Annotated in this window: 22 protein-coding genes and 1 pseudogene; 12 read left to right on the forward strand and 11 right to left on the reverse strand. The window is 64.1% G+C overall.

What is annotated here, in order from left to right; all coding sequences use genetic code 11:
• Positions 1 to 73: 73 nt before the first annotated feature.
• On the reverse strand, positions 74 to 1,663 hold the full coding sequence (locus tag E5X34_RS00185) for a trimethylamine methyltransferase family protein (protein WP_292559484.1): 1,590 nt from the start codon (positions 1,661 to 1,663) through the stop codon (positions 74 to 76).
• A gap of 221 nt (positions 1,664 to 1,884) precedes the next feature.
• Positions 1,885 to 3,378, reverse strand: coding sequence for a PLP-dependent aminotransferase family protein (locus E5X34_RS00190; protein ID WP_292559487.1), 1,494 nt, complete (start codon positions 3,376 to 3,378; stop codon positions 1,885 to 1,887).
• A gap of 320 nt (positions 3,379 to 3,698) precedes the next feature.
• Here E5X34_RS00190 and pgi point away from each other — a divergent pair, with 320 nt between their 5' ends.
• Both pgi and E5X34_RS00200 read left to right on the forward strand, forming a co-directional pair.
• On the forward strand, positions 3,699 to 5,342 hold the full coding sequence (gene pgi, locus E5X34_RS00195) for a glucose-6-phosphate isomerase (RefSeq protein ID WP_292559488.1): 1,644 nt from the start codon (positions 3,699 to 3,701) through the stop codon (positions 5,340 to 5,342).
• 5 nt (positions 5,343 to 5,347) lie between these two features.
• Positions 5,348 to 6,073, forward strand: a complete 726-nt coding sequence (locus tag E5X34_RS00200) for an HAD family hydrolase (protein WP_292330150.1) — start codon at positions 5,348 to 5,350, stop codon at positions 6,071 to 6,073.
• Here E5X34_RS00200 and E5X34_RS00205 read toward each other — a convergent pair.
• Both E5X34_RS00205 and E5X34_RS00210 read right to left on the reverse strand, forming a co-directional pair.
• Positions 6,070 to 6,702, reverse strand: coding sequence for a 50S ribosomal protein L11 methyltransferase (locus tag E5X34_RS00205; protein ID WP_292560713.1), 633 nt, complete (start codon positions 6,700 to 6,702; stop codon positions 6,070 to 6,072). The two genes, E5X34_RS00200 and E5X34_RS00205, sit on opposite strands and share 4 nt — an antisense overlap.
• Before the next feature lie 71 nt (positions 6,703 to 6,773).
• Complete coding sequence (locus E5X34_RS00210; protein ID WP_292559492.1) at positions 6,774 to 8,720, reverse strand: long-chain fatty acid--CoA ligase; 1,947 nt, start codon at positions 8,718 to 8,720, stop codon at positions 6,774 to 6,776.
• Positions 8,721 to 9,179: 459 nt separating this feature from the next.
• On the opposite strand from E5X34_RS00210, the gene E5X34_RS00215 reads away from it, so the two are divergent.
• From E5X34_RS00215 to E5X34_RS00255, 9 genes and pseudogenes are all read left to right on the forward strand, one after another.
• Positions 9,180 to 10,778: an ABC transporter substrate-binding protein gene (locus tag E5X34_RS00215; protein WP_292559495.1), complete on the forward strand. Its 1,599-nt coding sequence runs from the start codon at positions 9,180 to 9,182 to the stop codon at positions 10,776 to 10,778.
• A gap of 51 nt (positions 10,779 to 10,829) precedes the next feature.
• The gene (locus tag E5X34_RS00220) at positions 10,830 to 11,837 is read left to right on the forward strand and encodes an ABC transporter permease subunit (RefSeq protein WP_292559512.1); all 1,008 of its coding nucleotides are present in this window, start codon (positions 10,830 to 10,832) and stop codon (positions 11,835 to 11,837) included.
• Positions 11,838 to 12,746: an ABC transporter permease subunit gene (locus E5X34_RS00225; protein ID WP_292559514.1), complete on the forward strand. Its 909-nt coding sequence runs from the start codon at positions 11,838 to 11,840 to the stop codon at positions 12,744 to 12,746.
• Positions 12,746 to 13,597, forward strand: coding sequence for an ABC transporter ATP-binding protein (locus E5X34_RS00230; protein ID WP_126062930.1), 852 nt, complete (start codon positions 12,746 to 12,748; stop codon positions 13,595 to 13,597). The genes E5X34_RS00225 and E5X34_RS00230 overlap by 1 nt, the downstream gene beginning before the upstream one ends.
• Positions 13,594 to 14,421: a dipeptide ABC transporter ATP-binding protein gene (locus E5X34_RS00235; protein ID WP_292559518.1), complete on the forward strand. Its 828-nt coding sequence runs from the start codon at positions 13,594 to 13,596 to the stop codon at positions 14,419 to 14,421. The genes E5X34_RS00230 and E5X34_RS00235 overlap by 4 nt, the downstream gene beginning before the upstream one ends.
• 289 nt (positions 14,422 to 14,710) lie before the next feature.
• On the forward strand, positions 14,711 to 15,715 hold the full coding sequence (locus E5X34_RS00240; protein WP_292560715.1) for a LacI family DNA-binding transcriptional regulator: 1,005 nt from the start codon (positions 14,711 to 14,713) through the stop codon (positions 15,713 to 15,715).
• Between the two features lie 74 nt (positions 15,716 to 15,789).
• Entirely contained in the window at positions 15,790 to 16,581 is a 792-nt protein-coding gene (locus E5X34_RS00245; RefSeq protein WP_292559522.1) for a 3-methyl-2-oxobutanoate hydroxymethyltransferase, read from the forward strand.
• Between the two features lie 8 nt (positions 16,582 to 16,589).
• On the forward strand, positions 16,590 to 17,600 hold the full coding sequence (locus E5X34_RS00250; protein WP_292559525.1) for a sterol desaturase family protein: 1,011 nt from the start codon (positions 16,590 to 16,592) through the stop codon (positions 17,598 to 17,600).
• A gap of 90 nt (positions 17,601 to 17,690) precedes the next feature.
• Positions 17,691 to 17,999 (forward strand): annotated as a pseudogene (locus tag E5X34_RS00255) (MocE family 2Fe-2S type ferredoxin); the annotation flags it as partial.
• A 103-nt stretch (positions 18,000 to 18,102) separates the two neighbouring features.
• Here E5X34_RS00255 and E5X34_RS00260 read toward each other — a convergent pair.
• The 5 genes from E5X34_RS00260 to E5X34_RS00280 all read right to left on the reverse strand — a co-directional run bounded on the left by E5X34_RS00260 (position 18,103) and on the right by E5X34_RS00280 (position 23,294).
• Complete coding sequence (locus E5X34_RS00260) at positions 18,103 to 19,389, reverse strand: cysteine desulfurase-like protein (RefSeq protein ID WP_292559527.1); 1,287 nt, start codon at positions 19,387 to 19,389, stop codon at positions 18,103 to 18,105.
• 49 nt (positions 19,390 to 19,438) lie between these two features.
• Positions 19,439 to 20,113 carry an amino acid ABC transporter permease gene (locus E5X34_RS00265; RefSeq protein ID WP_292559530.1) on the reverse strand — a complete coding sequence of 225 codons (675 nt, stop codon included), beginning with the start codon at positions 20,111 to 20,113 and terminating at the stop codon, positions 19,439 to 19,441.
• Between the two features lie 159 nt (positions 20,114 to 20,272).
• Positions 20,273 to 21,070, reverse strand: coding sequence for an ABC transporter substrate-binding protein (locus E5X34_RS00270; RefSeq protein WP_126062926.1), 798 nt, complete (start codon positions 21,068 to 21,070; stop codon positions 20,273 to 20,275).
• 88 nt (positions 21,071 to 21,158) lie between these two features.
• Positions 21,159 to 22,349, reverse strand: coding sequence for a pyridoxal phosphate-dependent aminotransferase (locus E5X34_RS00275; RefSeq protein ID WP_292560717.1), 1,191 nt, complete (start codon positions 22,347 to 22,349; stop codon positions 21,159 to 21,161).
• Between the two features lie 183 nt (positions 22,350 to 22,532).
• A complete protein-coding gene (locus E5X34_RS00280) occupies positions 22,533 to 23,294 on the reverse strand; it encodes an HpcH/HpaI aldolase/citrate lyase family protein (RefSeq protein WP_292559533.1) in 762 nt (253 codons plus the stop codon).
• A gap of 121 nt (positions 23,295 to 23,415) precedes the next feature.
• On the opposite strand from E5X34_RS00280, the gene E5X34_RS00285 reads away from it, so the two are divergent.
• On the forward strand, positions 23,416 to 24,507 hold the full coding sequence (locus E5X34_RS00285; protein WP_292559536.1) for an LLM class flavin-dependent oxidoreductase: 1,092 nt from the start codon (positions 23,416 to 23,418) through the stop codon (positions 24,505 to 24,507).
• Here the strand turns inward: E5X34_RS00285 and E5X34_RS00290 are convergent, their stop codons facing one another.
• Both E5X34_RS00290 and E5X34_RS00295 read right to left on the reverse strand, forming a co-directional pair.
• Positions 24,508 to 24,903 carry a RidA family protein gene (locus E5X34_RS00290; RefSeq protein WP_292559539.1) on the reverse strand — a complete coding sequence of 132 codons (396 nt, stop codon included), beginning with the start codon at positions 24,901 to 24,903 and terminating at the stop codon, positions 24,508 to 24,510.
• 35 nt (positions 24,904 to 24,938) lie between these two features.
• Positions 24,939 to 26,087 (reverse strand): acyl-CoA dehydrogenase family protein, encoded by a 1,149-nt coding sequence (locus E5X34_RS00295; protein ID WP_292559542.1) that lies wholly within the window; start codon positions 26,085 to 26,087, stop codon positions 24,939 to 24,941.
• Positions 26,088 to 26,160 lie beyond the last annotated feature (73 nt).

Below are 26,160 nucleotides of genomic sequence, written 5' to 3' on the forward strand. Positions count from 1 at the left end.
TTTTCGTACGTGAGCACCGGAAGCGCAGGAGACCGCCATTTGCAGGCCGGCCTCACCTGAATATCAATGTCTCCTAGCCGCCCATGCCGCTGCGCGGCAGCTTGATCATCTCGCCAAAGCGGGCGCGCAATTTGTCGTCGAGCAGGCGCGGGATATGGCGCGGGAAACGCTCCGCAAGCACGCGCTTTTTCTCCGCGATCGCCCGCGACAGGATGTCGGGCCGACCCTTTTCGTTCCATTCCTTGGGCGAGAAACGGTCGCCGACGGCCGGATAGAAATACTCGGTCTGCATCAGCTTCAGCGTCTGGTCGTTGCCGAGATAATGCCCGGGGCCCTTGAGGCAGACCTCGGCGATGGTGTCGATCGACAGCGCGTCGTCGGTCACCTCGATGCCGCGCACGCAGCGCAGGCAATGTCCCAGCATGTCGTTGTCGATGATCAGGCTTTCGAGGCAGAAGCCGAGCAGCGAGGCATGCATGCCGGCCGATTCATAGACGAGGTTGAGGCCGGACAGCCCCGCCATGACGTTGGTGATGCCCTTCTCGTAGCCGGCCTGGATGTCGGGCAGCTTGGAGTCCGACATGCCGGCGGCCGAGCCGCCGGGCAGGTCGTAATATTGCGCCATCTGCGCGCAGGCCGCGGTCAGCACCGCCTGCTCGGCCGAGCCGCCGGACATGGCGCCTGTCCTGAGGTCGGAGACGAACGGCCAGGTACCGAAGATCGCCGGATGTCCAGGCTTGATCGCGTTGACATAGACCAGGCCCATCAGCACTTCCGCCACCGCCTGGACCACGGCGCCGGCAATCGCCGCTGGCGCGGTGGCGCCGGCCTGGCCGGCCGACAGAAGCAGGATCGGAATGCCGCCCTCGACGCAGGCTTCGAGCACGCCGCAGGCGTCCTCGGCGAACTTCATCGGCGGCACGACGAAGCAGTTCGAGTTCGACACGAACGGCCGTGCCCGGAAATTCTCCTCGCCGCCGGCGATCGCATAGAGCATCTCCAGCGCCGGCTTGACGTTCTCGCGCACGGTGAACGAGGTGCCGACATGCTTGGATGTCCCCATCACGCAGGCATAGAGCGTGTTGAAATCCATATCGAGCGGGTCGGGAATGTCGCGCGGCACCATGGTGCGCTGGAAGAAATGGATGTTGTCCAGTCCGTCGACGAGACGGGCGGCGTCATAGAGGTCCTGCAGCAGTGATTCGCGATATTCGCGCTTCTCGACATCGACCAGATGCACCGCCGCGCCCGCCGTGCCGTAATGCACGCGTTTGCCCTGGATCAGCATGTCGTGCTTCGAATCCTGGCCGTAGAGGGTGAAGTTGCGCGCCGCCCTTTTGATCGTGTCCAGCACCAGCGCGCGCGGCAGCCGGATGCGACCGTCATCGCCATAAATGCCGCCGACCCGGGTCAACGCTTCGATGCAGGACGGGATGGCATTGGCGAAGCCGACCGTCTCCAGAAGCGTCAGCACCGCTTCGTGGATGCGTTCCTGGTCGTTCTGGCTCAATGGCCCGTAGCTGCCGCCTTCAAGCCCCGGCCGCACCGGACGGATGTCGTCGGCCAAGGGCGCCGCCCGCATCGCGCGGCGCGCTTCGCGCCCGCCGGAACGCCGCGAACGCTGGTCCGACGACGCTTCCTGCTTCTCGAGAGCCACTGACATGGAAGCACTCCACCTTTTGTCTTTATTTGCGACGCGGTCCGCGGCGGTTGGTCCACCATCGGCCTGCCTCGTCCCCTTATGGCCCCGACTATGCCGCCGGCATTGGTGCAGCCTATGAGCCAAGCAATCCCGTCGAATATGCCAGAGTGCTAAAGCGGCGAGCATGCGCCCAAACAAAAAGAGCCGGCGGCTGCCGGCTCTTTTTGGAAAGTCCGTGGGGATCAGGCGGCCGCGGGCCTGCGGCCGGCAGCGGTGGCGAGCTCGCGGATGCCGGGCTCGATATGCTGCAGCGAGATCGAGGAGATGCCCAAGCGCATGAAACGCGAAGGCTTTTCGCTGCGGTCGAAGAACCGGTCGCCGGGCTCGATGATGACGCTTCGCGAAGCGGCGGCTTCGGCCAGGCCGCGGGAATCGGTGCCGCGCGGTCCTTCCAGCCAGAGCGATGTGCCGCCCGCCGAGTCGGTCGAGCGCCATTCTGGCAGGAAAGCGGAAATCGCATGGACCAGACGCTTGCGCCGCTCGTCGAAGGCGGCCGAGAGCCTGCGCACCAGCGCCTCGTGATGGCCGAGCGACAGGAACAGCGCGACAGCGCGCTGGTTGTTCGCCGGCGGGTGCCTGAGCATGAAGCGGCGCAGCGCGCGAAGCTCGGCGATCAGCTCCGCCGAGGCCACGATGTAGCCAAGCCTGAGGCCCGGAGCCAGCGTCTTCGACATCGAGCCGACATAGATGACGCGGCCCGAGCGGTCGAGGCTCTTCAGCGCCTGCTGCGGCGCCTCGTCGAGCAGCTGGCTGTCATAGCCGTCCTCGATGATGATCTGGTTGTTGCGGTTGGCGCGCGCCAGAAGATCCTGCCGGCGTTCCGCCGACAAGGGCACCATGGTCGGGCAATGGTGGCTCGGCGTGACGAAGACGAAGCCCGAATCGCTTGGGATCGACGAGGTGACGATGCCCTGCTGGTCGACCGGCACCGGCTGGATATCGGCGCCGGCCAGCCGGAAGATCGAGCGTGCATCCGGATAGCCCGGATCCTCCATCGCCACTTTCGAGCCCTTGGTCATCAAGAGCGAGGCGAGCATGTAGAGCGCGTTCTGCGCCCCCAGCGTCACAATGATCTCGTCGGGATTGGCGAAGATGCCGCGGCGCGGCAGCAGCCTGGCCTGGATCTGCTCGATCAGCAGCGGATCGTCGCGGTCCACCATGTCGGACGCCCAGTTGCGGATCTCCAGCACGGCCAGCGCCATGCGGTTGCACTCGCGCCATTCGGCGGTCGGGAACAGCGCCGGGTCGAACTGGCCGTAGACGAACGGGTAGGAGGACTTGATCCAGTTGTCGTGCTTGGCCGGCGGCGGCATGTCGCTTGCGGCAATCTGTCTGCGCGCCTTCCAGTCGATCTCGTTCTGCTGGTCGGGCGCCTTCTGGTGCGGCTTGGCGGGAGTGGCCAGCACGTCAGGGTTGACGAAATGGCCGCGCCGTTCGCGCGCCACGAGAAAACCCTGGTCGACCAGTTGCTGGAAGGCGAGCACCACCGTGCCGCGGGCAACCCCAAGTTTTTCCGCGAGAATCCGGCAAGACGGCAGAGGCATCGAAGCGGCGATCTGTCGGTCGAGAATGGCCGCGACGATCGCTTGGCGGATCTGCGCCTGGAGGGTTTGACCGGATTCAGCCGAAATCCGGAAGAGGCCGGACCATATGGCCGTGTCATTGCGCTGTGGCATGGGGAATCTTCCTCGGATGGCCAGCTGTTTTCACTTGGCTGGACCAGTGGAGTGTATGGGTGGCATAAGGGGTTGCGCCAATCAATTTTTCTGATCGCTGGGATTTATGCCAGTGATCTATTGGCCGCGTAAGCGGTTCATTTAGCGATCGGTAAAAACAATGCTGCAGTGCATCATAAAAGCGTGATGCACTGCGGCAATGCCGCGCTTGAATGAAATGGAAATCGGCTCAATAGAATGATGCGAAAATCACGCGACGACATGCGCCGGAAACATCCGGCCTGTTAAGATAAATCTAAAAACCCGCCAGGAGCCCGCCAGTGGATCAGTCATCTTTCGACAAGCAACTTGCCGCCCTGCGCGATCAGCGCGCGGCGGCCAGGGGTACGATGCGCGAGGCGTTCGCGGCCGATCCCAAGCGCTTCGAGACGTTCTCTGCCACCGACGGCGACCTGCTGCTCGACTGGTCGAAATGCGCGGTCGACCCAAATACCATGACGATGCTGGAGAAGCTCGCGGACGCCGCCGATCTCGCGGGACGCCGCGCCGCCATGTTCGAAGGCAAGAAGATCAACATCACCGAGAACCGCGCCGTTCTGCACACCGCGCTGCGCAACCTGACCGGCAAGAGCGTCGTGGTCGACGGCCAGGACACCAAGGCCGATGTGATTGCCGTGCTCGACGCGATGGGCGCTTTCGCCGACGCCATCCGCTCCGGCAAGGCTGCGGGCGCCACCGGCAAGAAGATCACCGACATCGTCAACATCGGCATTGGCGGCTCGGATCTTGGCCCGGCGATGGTGACGCTGGCGCTGGCGCCCTACCATGACGGGCCGCGCGCGCACTACGTTTCCAATGTCGACGGCGCCCATATCCACGACACGCTGAAGGGCCTGTCCGCGGAAACGACGCTGTTCATCGTCGCCTCCAAGACTTTCACCACAGTCGAGACGATGACGAATGCTGAGACGGCGCGCGATTGGGTGCAGAAGGCGCTTGGCAAGGAGGCGGTCGGCAAGCATTTCGCCGCCGTTTCGACCGCCCTCGATCTGGTGGCGAAGTTCGGCATCGAGCAGGACCGCGTCTTCGGCTTCTGGGACTGGGTCGGCGGCCGCTACTCGGTCTGGAGCGCCATCGGCCTGCCGGTGATGATCGCCGTCGGCCCGCGCAACTTCCGCGCCTTCCTCGACGGCGCGCATGAGATGGACGAACATTTCCGCGCAGCACCCCTGCAAAAGAACCTGCCGGTGCTTCTGGGACTGATCGGCTGGTGGCACCGGGTCGTCTGCAAATATCCGGCCCGCGCCGTCATCCCTTACGACCAGCGCCTGTCGCGCCTGCCGGCCTATCTGCAGCAGCTCGACATGGAATCGAACGGCAAGAGCGTCACGCTGGACGGCACCGCGGTCGCCACGCCGACCGGCCCGCTGGTCTGGGGCGAGCCCGGCACCAACGGCCAGCACGCCTTCTTCCAGCTTCTGCATCAGGGCACCGACTTCATCCCGGTCGAATTCCTTGCCGCTGCCGTCGGCCATGAGCCCGAACTGAAGCACCAGCACGATCTCCTGCTCGCCAACTGCCTGGCGCAGTCGGAGGCCTTCATGAAGGGCCGCACGCTGGAAGAAGCGCGCGCGCAGATGCTGGCCAAGGGCATGAAACCGGCCGATGTCGACAGGATCGCGCCGCATCGCGTCTTTTCGGGCAACCGCCCCTCGCTCACCATTCTCTACCGCAAGCTCGATCCGCGCACATTGGGCCGCATAATCGCGCTCTATGAGCATCGCGTCTTCGTCGAGGGCACGCTCTTCAACATCAATTCCTTCGACCAATGGGGCGTCGAACTCGGCAAGGAACTGGCGACGGGCCTGCTGCCTGTCGTTGAGGGCAAGGAGACTGCCGCAAACCGCGACGCCTCGACTGCCGGACTGGTGGCTCATATCCACCAACTGCGCGGCAAGGAGTAAAAGGATTGGCGGATATCAAGGGAATATTGTTCGACAAGGACGGCACGCTTGTCGACTTTAATGCAACCTGGCTCGGTGTCGCGGACTTCATGGCGATGGATGCCGCCGAAGGCGATCGCTGGAAGGCCGATCGCCTGCTCGCCGCCGCCGGCTTCGACTTCGTCAGCAAGCGCTTCAAGCCCGACTCGATCTTTGCCTCGGGCTCGAACATGGACGTCGTCGAACTCTGGTTCCCGCGTCTGTCCGACGAGGACCAGATGCATGCCGTTTCCCGCTTCAACGAGATCACCTCGGTGCAGGGCTCGTCGATGGCGGTGGCGCTTCCCGGCGTTCTCGATTCACTGCGGGCGCTGCACACGCGATCCTACCGCATGGGCGTCGCCACCAATGATTCCACCAGCGGCGCCGAGAAGACACTCGCCACGCTCGGTATCGCACAGCTCTTCGACGCCGCCTTCGGTTATGATGCCGTGGCCAACCCGAAGCCGGCGCCGGACACCGTCATTGCCTTTTGCGATCTGACCGGGCTGAAGCCGGGCGAGATCGCCATGGTCGGCGACAATCGCCATGACCTGGAGATGGCGCGCGCCGGCGGCTGCGGCCTGGCGGTGGGCGTGCTTTCCGGCACAGGCACGCGCGACTCGCTGGCGCCGATGGCCGATGTCATCCTGGACTCGGTCGCCGACCTGCCGGATTTTCTTGCGGCGCGGATGAGCGTGCCTGCGGGCTAACCGGGTTCGGCCACAAGCGCGAACACCGCGCTTGGCTTCGGCTCGCCGCCGCCGTTTCCGCCGACATCCGGCACCTGGTATTCGCCGAGCAGGCAAAGCCGCGGTCGGGGCAGCCAGGCGCGACCGGGGTCGCCGACCAGCACGTCGATGCCGGCGGTCAGGCAGCGGTCAAGGAACGGCATCATCCGCTGCCCCACATCCTGCGCATAGAAGACATCGCCGGCGAGCACCAGCTCGACCGCCGGCGGCGGACCGTTGGTGACATCCCCCTCGCATATCTGGATGGCGACGCCATTGGCTTCCGCGTTGAGGCGGAGCGCCGCCACACCATTGCGGTCTACCTCCGCCGCGGTCACCGCGCGCGCTCCGGCTTTTGCCGCGGCGATGCCGACCAGCCCCGAGCCGGCACCGAGGTCGAGCACCCGCTTGCCGGCCACGATCGACGGACGGTCCAGCACATAGCGCGCCAGCACCGCGCCGCCGGCCCAGGCATAGGCCCAGTAGGGCGGCTGCGGCTCTGCCCCGCCTTCGTCACCGTCATCCGGTTCGAGCAGCCGCCGCAGGCCGCTGCCCGGATGCGCCTGATAGAGCCGGACCTCTGGCAGCGCCGGCACCGGCGCCAGCCGCATATTCGCCTTGATGAACTCCGCCGGATCGAGCACCTTCGCCGGCTCTCGCCTCAGGCTGGCCGTGCTATCGCTCAAGCCTGGTCCCGCAGCGCGCGACGCAGGATCTTGCCGACCGGCGTCTTCGGCAGCTCGGTGCGGAACTCGATGTATCTCGGCCGCTTGTAGCCGGTCAGGTTCTCGCGGCAATAAGCCATCAGCGCCTCGACGGTCAGCGCCGGATCCTTCCTGACCACGAACAATTTCGGCACTTCGCCGGAATGCTCGTCCGGCACGCCGACCGCTGCTGCTTCCAGCACGCCGGGGTGATGCGCCACCACCTCTTCCAGTTCGTTGGGATAGACGTTGAAGCCGGAGACGAGGATCATGTCCTTCTTGCGGTCGACGATCTTGGTGTAGCCGCGCTCGTCCATGAAGCCCATGTCGCCGGATTTGAAGAAGCCGTCCTTGGTCATCACCTTGGCGGTCTCGTCGGGCCGGTTCCAGTAGCCGGCCATCACCTGCGGGCCGCGGATGCATATCTCGCCCACCTCGCCGAGCGGCACGTTGTTGCCGTCATCGTCGCGGATGGCGATCTCGGTCGAAGGCAGCGGCAACCCGATCGTGCCGGTGAAGTCGCTGGAGCTGAACTTGTTGGCGGTCGCCACGGGCGATGTTTCGGAGAGCCCGTACCCTTCGCTCACCGGGCAGCCTGTCAGCGCCTTCCAGCGTTCAGCGACGCCTTTCTGCACCGCCATCCCGCCGCCCAGCGTCAGGATCAGCGGCTTGAAGTCCAGCTTGCGGAACTCCTCATTGTTGAGCAGCGCGTTGAACAGCGTGTTTAGGCCGGGGAAGATGTGCATCGGGTATTTCGCCAGTTCCTTGACGAAGCCCGGAATGTCGCGCGGGTTGGGGATCAGCACGTTCTGCGCCCCCTGCTGCATGCCCATCAGCGCATTCACCGTCAGCGCGAAGATATGATAGAGCGGCAGCGCGCAGATGAAGTTGAGATGCGCCGGCTTGGGCTTCACCGTATAGGCGTCCTCCACCCACAGCGAATTCTGCGCGACGTTCGACAGCACGTTGCGATGCAGCAGCACAGCACCCTTCGAGACGCCGGTGGTGCCGCCCGTATATTGCAGGAAGGCGATGTCGTCGCCGGACACCGTCGGCGGCTTGAAGGCGATGGACCCGCCGGTCTTGAGCACGGCGTTGAACTTGACATGGCCGGGCAGCGACCATGCCGGAACCATCTTCTTCACCCGCCGCACGACGAGGTTGACGATGGCGCCCTTGAGGCCGCCCAGCATGTCGCCCATCGACGCGACGATGACATGCTTCACAGGCGTCCTGGCGATGACCGCCTGCAGCGTGCCGGCGAAGTTTTCCAGGATGACGATCGCCTGCGCGCCGGAATCCTTCAACTGATGTTCCAGTTCGCGCGGCGTGTAGAGCGGGTTGATATTCACCACCGTGTAGCCGGCGCGGAGCACCGCCATCATCGCCACCGGATATTGAAGCACGTTCGGCATCATCAGCGCCACGCGCGCGCCCTTTTCCAGGCCTCTTGCCTGCAGGTAGGCGCCGAACGCGGCCGACAGCCGCTCGAGCTCCGTATAGGTGATCGACTTGCCCATGCACACGAAGGCCGGCTGCCCGGCGAATTGCTTGCAGGCGCCGACCAGGAACTCGCCGATGGACTTGTAGGGTAGGGCGCCGATCTCCGCCGGCATGTTCTTCGGATAGCTTTTCAGCCACGGCTTTTCCGGCAGGCCGACCGTGAGTTCGGTGATTGCCTTCGGCAAGCCCTTCGAGGCAGGCTTGGCGGTGGCCGGCTTCGTGGCCGCTGCTTTCGCGGCTGCCGCCTTGGCCTTTGGCGCCGCGCGTTTGGCGGCGGCCGGCTTTGCCGCTTTGGCGGGAGCTGCCTTCGCGGCCGTCTTCACCTTCGGCGCGGCGGCAGCCTTGGCAGCCTCGGGCGCATCGCTTTCAGCGGCCTTGGCTTTTGCTTTTGCCCGGCCTGTCGTCTTGGCTGCTTTTGCCACCTGTCTCTCCCTGTCGCCTTCGGTCTGGGCGCCCGCTTCCGCAAGAAGCGTCCTCCACGCCGGTTCGGATTTTCCGGGAAATCCCGCCCACCATCTATGTATTGCCTCTATCTGCGACCGTGCAAGCCTTGCCCCTGCGGCAGGGCGGGAAAGATTTGCCGTCGAAATCCACTCCTCGACGGCCTCCCGCGTCATGCCTGGAGGGCAGGCGGACCTCCGGCGGCGAGGCCTCACCGGCTCGTTTCCCAGAGCGGGCGATCAATAAAAAAATGCCGTCGTTAATAATGTTGTGAGCAGAAAATAATGCTCATTTTTTCTATTGTTGGGGCACAATCTAGATTCTTTTCCTGCTTCCCATGGGGTACGCATACGAGGTGTTCCAAAGGCGAAGAAACGGTGCTTATATGCGCCCTTCGCGAGCCTGATAGAGGGGCTTGAGAGAACATCAGGGAGTGCTCAATGAAAAAGACAATGACTTTTGCAGCCGCGTTGCTGGCTGCAAGCGTCCTCAGCGGCATGGCCAGTGCCAAGACGCTCGTTTATTGCTCGGAAGCGTCGCCGGCCAATTTCGACCCCGGCACGACGACCGGCGGCAACGACTTCGACGCTTCGTCGCGCACGGTCTATTCGCGACTGGTCGAGTTCAAGCATGGCGGCACCGAGATCGAGCCGGGTCTTGCCGACAAGTGGGAAATTTCCGACGATGGCCTTGTCTACACTTTCCATCTGCATCCGGGTGTAAAGTTCCAGACCACCGATTATTTCAAACCGACGCGCGACCTCAACGCCGATGACGTCGTCTTCTCCTTCGATCGCCAGTTCAACAAGCAGAATCCGTGGAACGGCGACAAGTATCTGCCGAACCTCACCTGGGACTATTACACCGGCATGGACATGCCGAAATATGTCGCCAAGTGGGAGAAGGTCGACGACCTCACCGTCAAGCTGACGCTGACCGAGCCGAACGCGCCGATGCTGGCCAATCTCGGCATGGACTTCGCCTCCATCGTCTCGAAGGAATATGCCGATCAGCTTGAGAAGGACGGCAAGATGGCCGACTTCTCGACCAAGCCGATCGGCACCGGTCCGTTCCAGTTCGTCGACTATCAGCTGGATGCTGTCATCCGCTATGCGGCCAACCCGGACTATTTCAAGGGCAAGGAAAAGATAGACGATCTGGTCTTCGCCATCACGCCTGACGCGACCGCCCGCATCCAGAAGGTGCTGGCCGGCGAGTGCGACGTGGCTCCGTACCCGAACCCGGCCGACATCGCCACCATCAAGGCCAACAAGGACGTGACCTTGATGGATCAGGCCGGCCTCAACATCGGCTATATGAGCTACAACACCACGATCCCGCCGCTCGACAAGCCTGAAGTGCGTCATGCGCTCAACCAGGCGATCGACCGGGAAGCGCTGATCAAGTCGCTGTTCCAGGACGCCGGCGCGACGCCCGCCGAAAACCTGATCCCGCCGACCATGTGGTCGTGGGACAAGGACGTGAAGACCGACGCCTATAATCCAGAAGAGGCCAAGAAGGTGCTCGAGGCTGCCGGCCTGAAGGAAATCCAGCTCTGGGCTTCCGACCGCGTTCGCCCGTACAACCCGAACTTCCAGCGTGCGGCCGAGCTGATCCAGGCCGACTGGGCCAAGGTCGGCGTCAAGGCGACCATCGTCAACTACGAATGGACGAAGTATCGCGAGGAAGGCAAGAAGAAGGACCGTCCCGGCGCCTTCCAGATCGGCTGGACCGGCGACAACGGCGATCCGGACAACTTCTTCGCCACCCTCTTCGCCTGCTCCGCCATCGGCGTCTCGAACTATTCGAGCTGGTGCGACAAGGACTTCGAGGACCTGATCCAGAAGGCCAAGAAGACCAGCGACCAAGCCGAACGCAGCAAGCTCTACGAGCAGGCGCAGGTGATCTTCGCCAAGCAGGCTCCGGCTTTCCTGCTGGCCCACAGCCAGGTTTATGCGGTCGTTCGCAATAATGTCAGCGGCTTCAAGATGGACCCGCTCGGCATTCATCGCTTCGACGGCGTTGACAAGGCCGAATAATATTGCGAACGGGGCGGCGCTAATTCCAGCGCCGCCCCCTTCCATTTGACGATGCTCCGATATCTTCTCAATAAAATCGCCCTCCTGATCCCGACCTTGGTCGGCATCACCATCTGCGCCTTCGCGTTTGTCCGGCTGCTGCCTGGCGATCCGATCCTGGCCATGGCCGGCGAGCATGGCGTCGCCCCCGCCCGCTACGAAGAGCTCAAGCAACAGTTCGGCTACAATCTCCCGATCTGGGAGCAGTACGCTCGCTATGTGGGTGAGGTCGCCACCGGCGATTTCGGCGTTTCCATCTCGTCCAAGCGCCCGGTGCTCGAGGAGTTCAAGACGCTCTTCCCGGCGACGCTGGAACTGTCCTTCTTCGCCATGGTCTTCGCCATGGTCATCGGCATTCCCGCCGGCATCTTCGCCGCCGTCAAGCGCGGCTCATGGTTCGACCAGTCGCTTATGGGCACCGCCCTTGTCGGCTACTCCATGCCGATCTTCTGGTGGGGCCTTCTGCTCATCATCTTCTTTTCCGGCTATCTCGGCTGGACGCCGGTCTCGGGACGCATCGGCCTGCAGTTCTTCTTCAAGCCGATCACCGGCTTCATGACCATCGACAGCCTGCTCTACGGCAAGTGGGACGCGTTCCGTTCCGCGCTCAGCCATCTCGTGCTGCCGGCGATCGTGCTCGGCACCATTCCGCTGGCGGTGATCGCGCGCCAGACGCGCTCGGCCATGCTTGAGGTGCTGGGCGAGGATTATGTCCGCACCGCGCGCGCCAAAGGCCTTTCGGGGGCGCGCGTCATCGGCGTGCATGCGCTGCGCAACGCGCTGATCCCGGTCGTCACCACCATCGGCCTGCAGGTCGGCACGCTGCTCGCCGGCGCCATCCTCACCGAGACCATCTTCGCCTGGCCGGGCATCGGCAAATGGATGGTCGATTCCATCTTCAAGCGCGACTATGTCGTCGTGCAGTCGGGTCTGCTTTTGATCGCGCTCATCGTCATGGCGGTGAACCTCATCGTCGATGTGCTCTATGCCGTCATCAACCCGCGCATCAGGGCGGCATAAATGACCCAGACCGAAATCGCTCCGATGGCCGCCGGAAGTCCGGATCGCCTCACCGGGCTGAAAACTTTCTGGCACTATTTCTCGGTGAACCGCGGCGCCGTCATCGGCCTGTTCGTTTTCGTCCTGCTGGTGCTGGCCGCGCTGTTCGCGCCGCTGCTCGCGCCCTACGCGCCCGACATCCAGGACAAGACCGCGTTCCTGCGGCCTCCAGCGTGGCAGGAGGGCGGCTCGACGCAATACCTGCTCGGCACCGATCCGGTGGGCCGCGACATCCTCTCGCGCCTGCTCTATGGCGCGCGCTTCTCTCTGCTGATCGGCGCGGTCGTCGTCACGCTGGCGCTCACCGGCGGCATCACGCTCGGCCTGCTCGCCGGCTATTTCCGCGGCTGGGTCGACGTCGCGATCATGCGCGTCATGGACCTGATCCTGGCCTTTCCGTCGCTGCTGCTGGCCCTGGTTCTGGTCACCATCCTCGGCCCCGGCCTGTTCAACGCCATGCTGGCGATTGCGCTGGTGCTGCAGCCGCATTTCGCCCGTCTGGTGCGCGCCGCCGTGATGGCCGAGAAGAGCCGCGAATATGTCGTTGCGGCGAAGGTCGCCGGCGCCGGCCATCTCAGGCTGATGCTCGCCACCATCCTGCCCAACTGCCTGGCGCCGCTGATTGTCCAGGGCACGCTGTCCTTCTCCAACGCCATCCTCGAAGCGGCCGCGCTCGGCTTCCTCGGTCTCGGCGCCCAGCCGCCGACGCCGGAATGGGGCACCATGCTCGCCTCGGCGCGCGAGTTCATCCTGCGCGCCTGGTGGGTGGTCACCTTCCCGGGTCTCGCCATCCTCATCACCGTGCTTGCCATCAACCTGATCGGCGACGGCCTGCGCGACGCCCTAGATCCCAAGCTCAGGAGGTCGTGATGGCGCTGCTCGACATCCAGAACCTCGTCGTCGAATTCCAGACCGCATCGGGTCCGTTCCGCGCCGTCGACGGCGTCTCACTCCATGTCGACGAGCGCGAGGTGCTCGCCATCGTCGGCGAATCCGGCTCCGGCAAGTCGGTGTCGATGCTGGCCGTGATGGGGCTCCTGCCATGGACGGCCGCCGTCACCGCCGACCGCATGACGTTCAACGGCCGCGACCTGTTGAAGATCAGCCCGGCCGACCGCCGCAAGATCATCGGCAAGGACATCGCCATGATCTTCCAGGAGCCGATCGCCAGCCTCAATCCCTGCTTCACCGTCGGCTTCCAGATCGAGGAAGTGCTACGCTTCCATATGGGCATGGACAAGGCCCAGCGCCGTGCGCGCGCCATCGAGCTCTTCAAGCAGGTCGGCATTCCGGATCCCGCCGACCGGCTGAACTCCTTCCCGCATCAGATGTCGGGCGGCCAATGCCAGCGCGTCATGATCGCGATGGCGATCGCCTGCAATCCGAAACTGCTGATCGCCGACGAACCGACCACGGCGCTCGACGTCACCATACAGAAGCAGATCCTCGATCTGCTGGTCTCGCTGCAGGCCAAATACGGCATGGGCCTGATCATGATCACTCACAATATGGGCGTTGTGGCCGAGACCGCCGACCGCGTCATCGTCCAGTACAAGGGCCGCAAGATGGAAGAGGCCGACGTGCTGTCGCTGTTTGAATCGCCGAAGAGCAACTACACGCGCGCGCTGCTCTCGGCACTGCCGGAAAACGCCGTCGGCGACCGGCTGCCGACCGTGACCGACATGCTGTTCGAAGCTGCGCCCTCTGGAGCCGGCGCATGACCAAGGTCGTCGAAGGCAAGGACATCAAGCGCGACTACCATGTCGGCGGCGGCCTGTTCCGTGGCGCGCGCACCGTGCATGCGGTCAAGGGCGTGTCCTTCAGCGTCGAGAAGGGCAAGACGCTGGCAATCGTCGGCGAGTCCGGCTGCGGCAAGTCCACGCTCGCCCGCATCATCACGCTCATCGATCCGGCCACGTCCGGCGAGCTTTTCATCGACGGCAGCAAGGTCGATATCGCCAGGGACGGACTCACCAAGGAGATGCGCCGCAAGGTGCAGATCGTCTTCCAGAACCCTTATGGCTCGCTCAACCCGCGCCAGAAGATCGGCGATGTGCTCGGCGAACCGCTGCTGATCAACACCGACAAGCCGGCCGAGGAACGGCGCGACCTGGCGATGAAGATGCTGAAGAAGGTCGGCCTCGGACCCGAGCACTACAACCGCTATCCGCACATGTTCTCTGGCGGCCAGCGCCAGCGCATCGCCATCGCCCGCGCGCTGATGCTGAACCCGAGCCTCTTGGTGCTGGACGAGCCGGTTTCGGCGCTCGACCTTTCTGTGCAGGCGCAGGTGCTCAACCTGCTCGCCGACCTGCAGGACGAGTTCCAGCTGACCTACGTCTTCATCAGCCACGACCTCTCGGTGGTGCGCTACATCGCCGACGATGTGATGGTGATGTATTTCGGCGAAGCGGTCGAATACGGTCCGCGCGACGAGGTCTTCTCCGACCCCAAGCACGCCTACACCAAGACCCTGTTCGCCGCGACGCCCCGCGCCGACATTGCCTCGATCAAGGCGAGGCTGGCGAAGAAGAAGGCGGCTTAGGCCGGGCGTGTCGAGATTCAGGTGAGGCCGGCCTGCGAATGGCGGCCTCCTGCGCTCCCGGTCTGCATCCAGCCGCACCCTCAGCATCACCGACTGGCCTGTCTGAAATTGGGATGCAACGCCCCTCATCTTGGCCACCGAGGCGGCCGTTACCGCACCCCGAAAGAAAACATTTTGGTTGACTATGCTGGGGGTCGCACACGCGCGTTCGATGCCGAAGGGAGGCACATGTCTTGGAAAAGCATGTGCGGCTGGCTAGGCTTCCGCGCACAGGCAACGGAGGACCAAGATTCATAAGCCCACCTTCCTTGATATTGCGCGCCGCGCCGGTGTTGGCACGGCCACGGTCGAGCGCGTGCTGAACGGCAGGGGCGGGGTTCGGCCGCACACCGTCGAGAAGGTGGTGGCGGCGGCGCGTTCGCTCGATTATCCGCGCCGGCTGCCGGAGGCGCATCGCGGCGTCATTCGCATCGAGGTGATCCTGGTCAGGCCGGACGCGACCTTCTTCGCCCGTCTTTCCGATGCCTTCGAGCGAATTGCCGCGACACTCGACCGCTCTATCGCCGTGCACCGTACCTTTCTCGACGAGGCGAAGCCGGCGGCGATCGCCAAACGCATCCTGGAGCCGGATCTGCGCCGCGCGGCGCTCATTCTCGCCGTGCCCGACCATCCGCTGGTCAGCGACGCCTTGCGGAAACTCGAGGCGGAGAACATCCCGACGGTGCAGATCGTCACCCAGATCTCCCGTACCAAGAGCACCTATGTCGGCATCGACAATTACGCCGCTGGCCGCATGGCCGGGCTGCTCATGGCCAAGATGCAGCGGCGGCCGGGCAAGGTGATTGCGATCTGCCATAGTCAGATCTACCGCGTGCACCGCGACCGCGTGCGCGGCTTCTTCGACTATCTGATCAAGGAGGGCAGGGACTTCGAACCGGTCGCGGCCCTTTTCGGCTTTGACGATGGCGATCGTAATGCCGAGCAGTTGCACGAGGCGCTGAAGCGCTGGCCCGACCTCGCCGGCCTCTACAATGCCGGCGGCGCCAACACCGCACTGAACAAGGTGCTGCGCAAGCACGGCAGAGGCCGCGATATCTTCTTCGTCGGCCATGAACTCACCGAGCGCAGCACCAAGGCCTTGCGCGAGGGCACGATGGATGTCGTGCTCGACCAGGCGCCAGAAGCGCAGGCGCGCCGCGCCATTGACCTGGTGCTCGCCGCGCTCAACCTGCATGATCTGCCGGTCGGAAACCCGCCGATCCGCTTCATCACCTTCACGGCCGAAAACGTTTGATCTGATTTGATCAAGGAATAAGCGGCGCCAGCGAGCACTCGGTGTTATCCCCTTGCGAAACGGGAGGATGACCAGTGGCAAGGCGGCTGACGACATACGACCTGCAAAGCGCCAAAGGCAGCCGTAAGTGGCTGCAGCTCCATGTCGACACGCCGGCCGAGGCCGCTGCCGCAGCGGCCTGCAATATCGTCATCCTCTCCTGCGAGCCCGATCACAATCTGGAAGCCATCCGACGGGCGGCACCTTACGCGTTCCTCTCCGTCGGCATGCCGCATGGCGCGGTCGCCTCGCCTGAGGAGGCAGTGCGGCTGGGCTTCGCCATGATGAAGCGCGGCGCCGATGCGGTCTATTCATCACACTCGCCGCGCTTCATCGAGGCCATGGCGGCGGAAGGCATTCCCGTCACCGGCCATGTCGGCCTGGTGCCTAACCGCGCCACCTGGACGAATTTCCGCGCCGTCGGCCGCACCGTCGAGGAAGCGCTCAACGTACTGCGCGCGGCGAAGGACCTCGAGAATGCGGGCGCCGCCTGCATCGAGGTCGAGGTGGTGCCGGTGCGACTTGCCGATCACATCACGCGCTCGACCCCGCTGATCACCATGGGCATGGGTTGCGGCAGCGCCTGCGACACACAATACCTGTTCTCCTGCGATGTGCTGGGTACCCACACCGGCCACTATCCGCGCCACGCCAAACGCTATGCCGATTTCGTCACGCTTGAGGCCGAGCTGCAGGAAAAGCGCATCGCTGCCTTCCGCGCCTTCGGCCGCGACGTCGCCGAAGGCAGCTATCCCGAAGCCAAGCACCAGGTGGACATGGATGATGCCGCCTATGACCGCTTCCTCACTCTCTCTCAGTCTCTGTGAGGCTCATCATGGATGACCTGCAATTCGGCACGCGCAACAAAAGGGGCGACTGGGCTCCGAACGAACCGGCCGGTACCGCGCCGCTGTTCGTCTTTCCGCCGCGTCCGCTCGCGGTGCTGAAATGGCTGCCGAGCTATTTCCTGCCCTATAATCTGCTTTTCGCCCTCTCGGCGGTGGCATGGTGGCGCTTCGTGCTGCCCGACGTCGAGGTGATGAAGACGCTCTCCACCGGCTGGATCCTGCGCCTGTTCCTCGTCAACTGCGTGGCGCTGCTGGTTTTCTTCGGCGCGTTCGAGCTTCGACTCTACATTCTGAGAGCCCAGGGCAACCGTTTCAAATACAACGGCAAATGGCCCTCGGAGCAGAAGAACAAGGCCTTCTTCTTCGAGAACCAGAACATCGACAACATGCTGCGCACCTTCGGCACCGGCATGCCGATCTGGACGGCGGTCGAGGTGGCGATCCTCTACGCTTACGCCAATGGCTATGTACCGTGGCTGACCTTCGCAGAGCATCCGGTCTACCTGTTCTGCCTGACGCTGGTGGTGCCGATCATCCACGAGACGCATTTCTTCCTGCTGCACCGCGCAATCCATTGGGGTCCCCTCTACAAATGGGTGCATTCGGTGCACCACAATTCGGTCAACCCGTCCCCCTGGTCGTCGCTGTCGATGCACCCGGTGGAGCAGCTCGGCTATCTCGGCGTCGCTTTCTGGCACCTGATCATCCCGTCGAACCCGCTCCTGGCGCTCTACCAGCTCCATTATGCCGGCTTCGGTGCCGTTCCCGGCCATGTCGGCTTCGACAAGATCGAGCTTGCCGAAGGCACCGGCGTCGATAGCCACGCCTATATCCACTACCTCCACCACAGATATTTCGAGGTGAACTACGGCGACGGCCTGATTCCGTTCGACCGCTGGCTCGGCACTTTCCACGACGGCAGCAAGGAAGGCGAGGCCCGCATGCAGGCGCGCTACGAGAAGAAGAAGGCACGCGCCAATGCGGCGGCAATCGAATGACATCTGCACGCACAGCCGCGTGCGGGGCCTCCGGGCGGCTATGAAGGCTATGCGGAGCTGCGCCGCGATCGAATTTTACGGATGGGAAAAATGACCAATTGGATCAGGGCTTGCGGCCTCGATGACATCGAACAGGAGGGTGCCCGACGTTTCGACCATGGAGGCCGGACCTACGCCGTCTTCCGGTCGCCCGATGACGAGGTGTTCTGCACTGACGGCCTTTGCACGCATGAGGCCGTCCATATCGCCGATGGGCTGGTCATAGACTACGAGGTCGAATGCCCGAAACATGCCGGCGCCTTCGATTACCGCACCGGCGCGGCCACGCGCCCACCGCCCTGCATAAATCTGCGAACCTATCCTGCGAAGGTGGAAGGCGGCTCCGTCCTGGTTGCAATGCCGATAGCAGCTGTCCGAAGACTTCGCGGGCCGAGCGATCTGAGCCTGACTGCTTTGGGTCAGGTCACTGGCAGGCAAGCCAGCGCGCTAGGCCAGACGCAGATCACGACAGCTTCGCGATAATCGCGCGCAGCGCCTCGCCAAATTTGTGCACTTCCTCGACCGTGTTGTAATGCACCAGCGAGGCGCGGATCGCGCCGCTGTCCATCGACAGGTTGAGCCGCTTCATCAGCCGCGGAGCATACATGTGGCCGTCGCGGATGCCGATCTGCATGGCCGCCATCTCCTCGATGATCCGCTGCGGCGAAAGCTTGCCGATATTGAAGCAGAAGGTCGGCACGCGCTCAGTGATGCGCGCCTCGTCGGCGACGCCGTAGATGGTGGCATTGCAATCCTTCAGCACCTTCATCATCTCGCGCGCCAGCATCAGCTCGTAGTCGCGGATGGCGTTCATGCCGGCGACGATGTTGTCGCGGCGTGAGCGGTTGTTCTCGGGCAGGAAGTTGCGGCCGATCGACTCCAGGTAGCGCACCGCCGCGTCCATGCCCGACACGTTCTCGTAGATGAAGGTGCCTGCTTCGACCTTGTAGGGCGGTTCGTCCGGAATGAAATCCTCCCGGAAGGTCGGCAGCCGCTTCAGCGTGTCGAAGCGGCCCCACAGGAAGCCCATATGCGGCGAGAAATTCTTGTAGCCGGAGCAGACGAGATAGTCGCAGTCCCAGGCCTGCACGTCCATCAGCCCGTGCGGGCCGTAATGCACGCAGTCGAGGAACACTTCGGCGCCTGCCGCATGCGCGATCCTGGCCACCGAAGCGACATCGACGATCGAGCCGATCGAATGCGCCGTCACCGTGCAGGCGACGAGGCGGGTGCGCTCCGACACCAGCGGCTTGAGGTCGTCGACATGCAGATTGCCGTCCTCGCGCATGCGCCACCATTTGAACTTCGCGCCGGCCGGCTCCAGCGCCAGCCAGGTGGCGATGTTGGCGTCGTGATCCATGTCGGTGACGATGATCTCGTCGCGTCCCCCATCCGCGTCCTTGGCGAGCATCTGGCCGATGCCGAGGCTGACCAGGCGGATGAACGAGGTGGCGTTCATGCCGAAGCAGATTTCGGACGGGCTGTAGGCGTTGATCAGAAGCGCGACGCTTTCACGCGCTTCGGCGACCGACTGGTCGACGGTGACGCTGCGGCCATAGCGGCCGCCGCGCTGTACATTGTGCGACACCAGATGGTTGGTCACCGCGTCGAGCACGCTTTGCGGAATCTGGGCGCCCGCGGCATTGTCCATGAAGATGAAATCGCCGGCCCGCTGCAGGGCGGGAAACATGGCGCGGATCTTTTCGACCGGGAAGGCGGCGCTGGTGCTGTCGGTCTGATGCTTGTTCACGGGGCAGGCTCCTGCGAGGGACTTGGGCGGGGAGGGGTATCGATGGCGGTCAGCGCGCTTTCTCGTCCTTGAAGCGGCGCTCGAGCAGGCTGACGAGGCGCACCATCGGCCACAGGAAGATGAGGTAGACCAACGCGGCGCCGATCAGCGGCGAGGGGTTGGCGTAGAGCGATTGCGCATTGGTCGCTTCCTTCAGAAGTTCCGGCAGCGCCACGGTCGAGGCGAGCGAGGTATCCTTGAACATCGAGACGCAGTTGCTGGTCATTGGCGGGATCACCACGCGGATCGCCTGCGGCAGCACCACCTTGCGCAAGGTGAGCATGAAGGGGAGGCCGAGCGCCTGCGCCGCCTCGAACTGGCCCTTCGGAATGCTTTCGATGCCGGAGCGGAACACCTCGGCCGAATAGGCCGACATGATGATCGCGAACGCCATCACCGCGGATGCCCACGACGACAGGCGGATGCCGAGGAAGGGCAGCGCATAATAGATCAGGATCAGCACCACCAGCACCGGCAGGGCGCGGAAGATGTCGGTATAGCCGATGGCGAGCCAGCGCAGCGGCTTCGGTGCGTAGAGCCGCACCAGGCTGATCGCCAGCCCCACCGCGATGCCGATGACGATGCTCATGATTCCGAGCAGCAGCGTGTTGAGGAAGCCGCGCAGCAGCGCCGGCAAACTCGACGCAATGACCTCGGGATTGAAGAAGGTGTCGATCAGCGACATGGGAGCATTCCCGGACCGTATTGCGTCATGCGATGCCTTGACAGGACCCGGACTACCCAAATCGGATTGGCCGAAACCATGGTGGTCCGGGGCGTTACGCGTCAAACAAGACGTGCCGGCCTTTGGAGCCGGCACGTCGCTCGTTTTGCCGCTGGCCGCTCAGGCCTTGGGCAGCGGCATTTCCTTGACCGTCGAGGAATCCGCCGGCGCGTCGGTGCCGAACCACTTCTTGTGGATCGCGGCCAGCGTGCCGTCCTTCTTCATCGCCGTCAGCGCGTCGTTGAGCTTGCCGAGCAGCGGATGGTCCTTGCTCATCATCAAGCCGTACTGCTCGCCGGTCTTGATGCGTTCCTTGACGACGAGGTCCTTCATCTTCTGGAACGAATACTGCATGCCGGGGATGTCGCTGACGGCGGCATCGACGCGGCCGGCGCTGAGGTCGAGCAGCAGGTTCTGCTGCGTGTCGTAACCCTTCACGTCGCTGAAGCCGTCGGCTGCCTGATGGTCCTTGACCCAGGTCTCGCCGGTCGAGCCGGAGAGCACGCCGACGACCTTGCCCTTGAGATCGGCTTCCTTGCTGATCGCGCTGTCGGTCTTGGTGGCGATGCCCATGTCGGAATCATAGTAGGGCTGGCTGAAGGAGAGCGTTTTTAGCCGCTCCGGGGTGATGGTGATCGAGGAGATCGCGACATCGATGCGGTTGGAACTGACAGCCGCGAACAGCGCCTGGAAGCCGAGATCGGCGATATCGGTGGTCATGCCGATGCGCTTGGCCGCTTCGTTGACGATGTCGACCTCGAAACCCTCGAAAGTGCCGCTCTCGTTCTTGTATTCGAAAGGCGGATTTGTCGGGTAGGCGCCGACATTGAGCACATCGGCGGCATAGGCGGTGGCGGGGCCGGCGGCGATGCCGATGGCGGCGGCCAGAACAAGCAGATTGCGACGTGTAAAGCTCATTGGTTTTCCCTCTGGGTCTTCCCTCTGTTGTCGATCGGGCGGGGCTCGCCCCGCACGGTTTGTTGCCGTCCCGCCTCCCAGCGGGGCGTCAATTCATGGCGGCGACCATGCGCTCGAGCGCCGTTTCTATCTGACCGCTGTCGCGGCACACACACATGCGCAGGAATGCCGCCGCCGAATTTCCAAACAGGTGACCGGGCGCCAGCCCGACGCGCGCCGTCTCCAGGATCCTGGCGCAGACCTGCCGCGCATCGGCTTCGCCTTCCATGGCGAAGAAGGCATACATGCCGCCGCGCGGTTTGGTCGGCAGGATGACGCCCGGGATCCGGGCCAGCCGGTCATAGGCGAGGTCGAGGCCGGTCCTGATCCGTTGCCTGATCTCTTCGACCAGCGGCTCGCCCTGGCGGATCGCCGCGACGGCGCCGGCCTGGATCGGCGCCGCGGTGCCGCTGTTGATATATTGCGTCATGGCGCCGAGCTGGTCGGCAACGCCCGATGGGTGCGCCAGCCAGCCGATGCGCCAGCCGGTCATCGCCCAGGCTTTCGAAAAACTGTTGACCGACAGCACCCGGTCGCCGTCCTCGGCGATCTGCAGGATCGAGGGCGCGACGTCGCCGTCGAAATAGAGCCGGCCATAGACCTCGTCGGAAATGATCCAGATGCCGGTGCGCCGGCTGAAATCCAGCAGCGCCTGCATCTCCTCGCGCGACGCGGTCCAGCCGGTCGGGTTCGACGGCGTCGACAGGAAGATGGCGCGAGTACGCGCGTCGCAGGTGGCGAACAGCCGGTCGAGATCGAGCCGCCAGTCATCCTTGAAGTCGAGGGAGAACGGCCGCGGCTCGCCGCCGATCAGGTGGATGGCGTTTTGGATGTTGGGCCATTGCGGCGCGACATAGACGACATTGGTGCCGGTATCGACCAGCAGCTCCAGGGCAAGATACAGCGCCTGCATGCCGCCCGGCGTAACCGTGGTGCGTGCGATCGGGATCGGGCGTCCATGGATACGCGTCTGGTATTCCGACAGCGCTTCATTCAGCGGGCCATGCCCGCGCATGTTGGGAACGTAGAAGGTCAGGCCTTCGTCGAAAGCCGCCTTTGCCGCGTCGCGGATGAAGGCCGGCGTCACCAAGTCGCCTTCGCCGTACCAGAGCGCGATGACATCGCCGAGCTCCCGCGCACGGACCGCGAGGTTGGCGATGTTTTCCGTGTGCAGGTCGCGAATCTGGGCGCGCACACCATCGAAGGCATAGCGCGCGCTGGACGATGTCTGGGGCAACACAAACGACAAGGACTGAAACCCCTCCCACCCGGGCGATGACGGACTGACAGGAAAACCCCTCTGCCGCGGCAGCCGCCATCAGGATGCTATCCAAAGCGCCGCGTATTTCAAGGCAAAAGTTTTAAGCTTAAAAAGTTCGGCGCGCCTGTGGCCCCCGCTGATACGCCTCGGGTCGCTTCCGCTTTACGCCAACTCATCCCGCGCGGCGGCAGAATTGGCCGCCGCGCCGGCGCCAAGAAACATCGTGTCGCTGGCCAGCACGAAGAAGCTCGCGCCGAGGGCGCCCCACCGGCCGACATTCTGCGGGCTGGCGCAGAATATGCCGGCGGTCCGGCCCTGCGCCAACGTCGCGCCGATGATCGTCCTGATCGCCGCATTGAGCTTCTCCGTGCCGGCAGGTCCGATCGCATCGATCGACACCGAGAGATCGCCGGGGCCGACGAAGATCAAGTCGATGCCGTCCACGGCTGCGATTGCTTCGATGTTGGCGAGACCTTCCGCCGTCTCGACCTGGACCGCGACGACGATCCGCTCATTGGCGACGGCAAGATATTCGGGAATGCGATAGCCATAGCCGGCGGCGCGTCCGGGACCGACGCCGCGCTCGCCGAGCGGCGGATAGCGCGAGGCCTTCACGGCGAGAGCAGCTTGCGCGGCGGTCGAGACACGCGGCACGAGCACGCCCTGCGCGCCGCTGTCCAGCGCCGCTTGAATGGCTTCCGGCGCATGGCCGGGAACGCGCACCATGGCCGGCACGCGATGCACGTCGGCCGACCGCACCATGGTTTCGATCATCTCGCGCGAGATCTGCGCATGCTCCCAGTCGATGCACAGGAAATCGAGCCCGGACGACGCCATGACTTCGACGGCGACCGGATGGGGGATAGCGGCAAAGGACCCGACGAGGTTGGTCCTGCTGATGCATTTCTGGCGGAACTCGCTCATGCCGATCCCCTTTCATGTTGCCCAATCCATATCCGCAAACGACGACGACGCGAAGCTATTTCAGGCTTGAAATATTTTCACGCCGGCCTAGCGTGTGGCGTTCCGCCCGAGAGTTTCCAAGATGATCAAAGCGCATCCCTTGCATGGCCCGAACAGACTGAAGCTAGGCGTGTTCTCGACCAACGCGGATGGCGGGCTTGCCATCACCGATGTGCCGGAGCGCTGGACGGCAAGCTGGCAGGACAATCTGACGGCGGCCCAGATCGCCGACCGCGCCGGGCTGGAATTCATACTTCCGATCGCGCGCTGGCGCGGCTTCGGCGGCCGCAACAAGGTGCGCGAATTCTCCTTCGAGACCTTTACCTGGGCGGCAGCCCTTGCCGCGTCGACCGAGCAGATCGGCCTGTTCATGACGGTGCACGTGCCGCTGGTGCATCCGCTCTACGCCGCCAAGGCGCTGGCGACGGTCGACCATATCAGCCAGGGGCGCGCGGGGCTCAACATCGTCTGCGGCTGGAACCCGAAGGAGTTCGGCATGTTCGGTACGCCGCTGGTCGAAAAGGGGTATGACCAGGCGGCGGAATGGATCGAGATCCTGGAGCGGCTCTACACATCGAGCGAGCCGCTCGATTATGAGGGCGCCTATTATCGTCTGAAGGAGGCGGTGAGCCGGCCGACCAGTCTTCAGGTGCCGCGCCCAGTGACAATGAACGCCGCTTTCGGCGGCCCGGGCCGGGATTTCGCCGCCGCCCGATGCGACTACCTGTTCACGACCTTTTCGGAAATGGCCGATGCCGGCAAGCATGTCGCCGATATCGGCGAGCGTGCCGCCAAGGCAGGCCGCGACGTCGGCGTCTATACGGTGGCGCATGTGGTGTGCCGCCCGACGATGGAAGAGGCGCAGGCCTATTACACGCGCTATGCCGTCACGATGGCCGACCACGAGGCGGTCGATGCGCACATGGCCGGCAAGAAGGAATTCTCGCAGTCGCACGACCAGCACGCCTATGACCGCTATCGCCAGCGCTTCGCCGGCGGCGCCGGAACCTACCCGCTGATCGGCACCCCTGAAACGATCGCGGCCGACATGGCCGAAATAGCTGGGCATGGCTACCAGGGCATCGCGCTGTCCTTCGTCAACTACACGCAGGAACTGCCCTATTTCTGCGATCACGTTCTGCCGCTGCTGAAGCAGGCCGGGCTGCGTCAGTAGTCAGTCCGGTATGACCGCGGTCGCCTGGATCTCGACCTTGGCGCGCTCCTCGACCAGCGCCACCACCTGCATGGCCGCCATCGCCGGAAAGTGCCGGCCGATCACGGCGCGATAGGCCTCGCCGATGCCTTTGAGGTTACCGACATATTCGGCCTTGTCGGTGAAATACCAGGTCATCGAGGTGATGTGCCGCGGCTCCCCGCCGGCCTCAGTCAGCACGGCGACAATATTGGCGAGCGTCTGGCGCACCTGGCCGACGAAGTCGTCGGTCTCGAATTTGCACTCGGCGTTCCAGCCGACCTGACCGCCGATAAAGACAAGCCGGCCACGCGCGGCCACGCCATTGGCATAGCCGACCGGTTTGGCCCAGCCTTCAGGCTGCAGGATGGTGTGCATGTCTCCCCCCATTTCAGATGCGGTTGGCAAAGGTTTCACGCCGCGCCCATGACCTGTCTGGCGATCACCACCTTCTGCACGTCGGACGCTCCCTCATAGATGCGTAGCGCCCTTATTTCGCGATAGAGGCTCTCGACGATATGGCCCTTGCGCACGCCGTCGCCGCCATGCAGTTGCACCGCCTTGTCGATCACCTCTTGCGCCTTGTCGGTGGCGAAGAGCTTTGCCATGGCGGCTTCGCGCGTCACCCGCGGTGCGCCCATGTCCTTGGTCCAGGCGGCGCGGTAGATGAGCAGCGCGGCCGCGTCGACATCGAGCGCCATCTCGGCGATGTGGCCCTGCACCATCTGCAACTCCGCCATCGGCGCACCGAAGAGTTTGCGTTCCGCAGCGCGCTTGACGCTCTCGTCCAGCGCGCGCCGCGCGAAACCAAGCGCCGCAGCGCCCACCGTCGAGCGGAAGACGTCGAGCACCGACATGGCGATGCGGAAACCGTCGCCGGGCTTGCCGATCAGGGCGGAAGCCGGAATGCGGACAGTGTCGAAGGACAGCCGCGCCAGCGGGTGAGGGGCAATGACCTCGAGCCGTTCGGCTATGCCGAGACCCTTCGTGTCGGCCGGCACGATGAAGGCGGAAATCCCCTTGGCGCCGGGCGCCTCGCCGGTGCGGGCGAAGACGACATAGAGGTCGGCGATGCCGCCATTGGAGATCCAGGTCTTTTCACCCGAGAGGATGTAGTTGTCGCCGTTTCGCGTGGCCGTCATTTCCATGTTGGCGACGTCCGATCCCGAGCGCGGCTCCGACAGCGCAAAGGCCGAGATCGCATCGCCGGCTCGCGTCCTTTCCAGCCAGCGCTGCTGCTCCGGCGTGCCGAACAGCGAGATCGCGCCGGTGCCGAGACCCTGCATGGCGAAGGCGAAGTCGGCGAGCCCGTCATGCCGCGCCAGCGTCTCGCGTGTGATGCAAAGCGTGCGCACATCGAGCGGTCCAGGGTTGGCAAGGTCGAGCGCCGTCGGCTTCAGCCAGCCGTCGCGGCCGAGCTTGGCCACCAGCGCGCGGCAGGAGGCGTCCACGTCGTGGTGATCGACGGGGAGATTCTTGGCGCACCAGGCGTCGAGGCGTTCGGCAAGTGCGCGGTGACGGTCCTCGAAGAAGGGCCAGTTGAGGAAGGAACGGTCAGGCATGTTTGCCTCCGCAGTTCCGCGAGGTTTGCGCTCCACGGCGCCCCCCTCTGTCCTGCCGGACATCTCCCCCACA

The sequence above is a fragment of the Mesorhizobium sp. genome (assembly GCF_004963255.1).
Classification (GTDB): domain Bacteria; phylum Pseudomonadota; class Alphaproteobacteria; order Rhizobiales; family Rhizobiaceae; genus Mesorhizobium.

What these genes read in the sequence shown, in the direction of transcription:
- E5X34_RS00230 (WP_126062930.1), top strand. Translation starts at nt 12,746, where the DNA reads ATGGCGCTGCTCGACATCCAGAACCTCGTCGTCGAATTCCAGACCGCA.
- E5X34_RS00220 (WP_292559512.1), top strand. Translation starts at nt 10,830, where the DNA reads ATGCTCCGATATCTTCTCAATAAAATCGCCCTCCTGATCCCGACCTTG.
- E5X34_RS00285 (WP_292559536.1), top strand. Translation starts at nt 23,416, where the DNA reads ATGATCAAAGCGCATCCCTTGCATGGCCCGAACAGACTGAAGCTAGGC.
- E5X34_RS00270 (WP_126062926.1), bottom strand. Translation starts at nt 21,070, where the DNA reads ATGAGCTTTACACGTCGCAATCTGCTTGTTCTGGCCGCCGCCATCGGC.
- E5X34_RS00185 (WP_292559484.1), bottom strand. Translation starts at nt 1,663, where the DNA reads ATGTCAGTGGCTCTCGAGAAGCAGGAAGCGTCGTCGGACCAGCGTTCG.
- E5X34_RS00235 (WP_292559518.1), top strand. Translation starts at nt 13,594, where the DNA reads ATGACCAAGGTCGTCGAAGGCAAGGACATCAAGCGCGACTACCATGTC.
- E5X34_RS00265 (WP_292559530.1), bottom strand. Translation starts at nt 20,113, where the DNA reads ATGTCGCTGATCGACACCTTCTTCAATCCCGAGGTCATTGCGTCGAGT.
- E5X34_RS00295 (WP_292559542.1), bottom strand. Translation starts at nt 26,087, where the DNA reads ATGCCTGACCGTTCCTTCCTCAACTGGCCCTTCTTCGAGGACCGTCAC.
- E5X34_RS00215 (WP_292559495.1), top strand. Translation starts at nt 9,180, where the DNA reads ATGAAAAAGACAATGACTTTTGCAGCCGCGTTGCTGGCTGCAAGCGTC.
- E5X34_RS00225 (WP_292559514.1), top strand. Translation starts at nt 11,838, where the DNA reads ATGACCCAGACCGAAATCGCTCCGATGGCCGCCGGAAGTCCGGATCGC.
- E5X34_RS00190 (WP_292559487.1), bottom strand. Translation starts at nt 3,378, where the DNA reads ATGCCACAGCGCAATGACACGGCCATATGGTCCGGCCTCTTCCGGATT.
- E5X34_RS00205 (WP_292560713.1), bottom strand. Translation starts at nt 6,702, where the DNA reads ATGCGGCTGGCGCCGGTGCCGGCGCTGCCAGAGGTCCGGCTCTATCAG.
- E5X34_RS00280 (WP_292559533.1), bottom strand. Translation starts at nt 23,294, where the DNA reads ATGAGCGAGTTCCGCCAGAAATGCATCAGCAGGACCAACCTCGTCGGG.
- E5X34_RS00250 (WP_292559525.1), top strand. Translation starts at nt 16,590, where the DNA reads ATGGATGACCTGCAATTCGGCACGCGCAACAAAAGGGGCGACTGGGCT.
- E5X34_RS00290 (WP_292559539.1), bottom strand. Translation starts at nt 24,903, where the DNA reads ATGCACACCATCCTGCAGCCTGAAGGCTGGGCCAAACCGGTCGGCTAT.